Origin of the sequence: Pedobacter sp. (assembly GCF_035317785.1) — a bacterium.
Classification (GTDB): domain Bacteria; phylum Bacteroidota; class Bacteroidia; order Sphingobacteriales; family Sphingobacteriaceae; genus Pedobacter.
In genome coordinates, this window is the sequence record NZ_DATHGC010000176.1 from 1 (window position 1) to 2251 (window position 2251).

Genomic DNA, 2251 nt, shown 5'->3' on the forward strand with positions numbered 1-2251 from the left:
TTTTTCCGGCGGCCTGATGGCGCAGGACAGGCCAAAAGCAGAAACGCCTCCGCCTTTGCCGACCAGAGAGATCAGCGGAATTGTAAAAGATAGTACTGATCTCGGTGTAATCGGCGCTACTGTAAGCCTGACTTCTGCCAAAGACACCGTCAAAACAAGTACAAACAGTGACGGTATATTCATATTTAAAAATATAAAATCAGCAACTTATACCATTGTTGTTCAAAGTATAGGCTATGCGAGTACGCCTCCTATGCGCTTTAAGCAAAACGACGTAACCCCAAGGATCGTTATGGATCCCATTATTTTGAAAGAGCAGAAAAATACGCTGAATGAAGTAGTGATCAACGGTACGCCTTCCATTACCTACAAAACAGATACAGTGGAATATAAAGCAAGCGATTATGTCGTTAGAAAGAACGCTACCATTGATGAATTGCTGAAAAAAATGGAAGGTATGGAAGTCGGCAGCGATGGTACGCTGGTCCATAATGGAGAATCGGTGGTAAAAGCAAAAGTGAATGGCAAAGATTTCTTAGGTGGTGATATCGCAAATGCCATTAAGAACCTTCCTGCTGAGATTGTAGACAAAATCCAGATCGTAGATGATTATGGTGACCAGGCCGCAAGAACAGGGGTTAAGGACGGTGATCCTTCCAAAATCCTGAACATTACCACACGGACCGATAAATCTGTTGGAAATATGCTGCGGTTAAACAGTTCAGCGGGCAATAAGGACCGGTTTGAAGCCGGACTATTTGGCACCCGTATCAATGGCAACCAGCAAATTGGCGTAAGGGGTAATTTCGAAAATACAGTAAACGGTATAGCAGGCTCTGAAGGCGGAGGTGGCGGCAACGGTACCACCAAGGCTGGTCGAGGTTCTGTGAGCATCCGTGATAAGGTAGGCAAGAAAGTGGAGTATAATTTTAATTATAGCTTCAATGGCCGGGGTACAAATTCATTAAATGAATCAGAATCCCTGCTTTACAGCAACCTAGACGGCGGAACTTTTTCCACCCATACTTTAAGTGCCAGTCAGGGAGACAACAATACGAGCAGCCACGATCTCAAATTAGAGCTTGAAGCTGAGCTGGACTCCAATAACTTTCTGCGTTTTATCCCTACTTTCAGGTACAACTCCTCTTCCAATGTGAGAACTTCAACGACCTTTCAAACGGGACTTCGCCATCAAAACCGGACCAGTAACAGCAACAACGACAACAAAACTCCTGAATTTGGAGGTTCAGTCTTTTATCAGCATACCTTTAATGGGAACAGGAGAAGAAATCTGTCTTTACAGGCAGATGCCAATACCAATGATTATGAAGCGGAGCAGGCGCAACTGCAAAATATCCTGTTTTTGAATGACAACAATGATGTAACACTCGACTCTCTCGTAAACAGAATTGTTGCACGTAAGAACCTGAGAAATAATTATCGTGGAAGTTTAACCTACGTAGAACCCCTGGGCATAAATACACAGCTGGAGTTTAACGGGCAGATCAACTACAATGGATATGACAACAACGCTACCACAAGGAATGTTACGCCTGCAGGACTTTCCCAGGTTATCGATTCATTGAGTAATATCTATAAATATTCATTTACCCAGGGCCGCCTGGCTTTGAATTTCAGATATGGCATGAGCAGCAGTTCCAGGATCAGGTTTTCAGCGGGCATAACTGGTGTGCCTGCGGTATTGTCCGGCACAAAACTGAGCTTGGGTACCACCATTAACAGACACAGTTTTAACCTGATACCGATAGCAAGACTCGAGTACCTGTGGTCCAGACAGCATAAAATTTCGATGAACTATTCAGGCACTGCCAATGAACCTACATTTGACCAGATCCAACCCGTAAGGGATGTTACAAACCCGCAGAATCCGGTAATTGGTAATCCGGATCTGGCGGCTTCTTTTACCCATACTATAAGGGCAGATTATAATAATTACATCGCAAACTCGAAGCTGAATTTTAATGTGAACTTAAATGCAAACTTTTTTGACAATTCGGTTATACAGAGCAATGCAGAGATTCAGGATCCGGGTATAATATTAAAGCCAGGGGATAAGCCGGTTTATATTACTGAAACGAGGTTCGTAAATATGAACGGTGCTTATCGCTTGGGTGGTAATTATAACGTCAGTAAGCAACTGGACAACAGGAAATATAACCTCGCTTTCAGTGGGAAGGTAAATTATGACCACCGGCTTTCGCTAAACAAGCAAGTGCTGAACGTCAACACA

1 protein-coding gene is annotated in these 2251 nt (G+C 43.5%); it reads left to right on the forward strand.

Features of this window, described 5'->3' with window-relative positions:
• Positions 1-16: 16 nt before the first annotated feature.
• Positions 17-2251 (forward strand): TonB-dependent receptor (locus VK541_RS10860; protein ID WP_324369919.1); only part of this gene is annotated, 2235 nt, incomplete at its 3' end.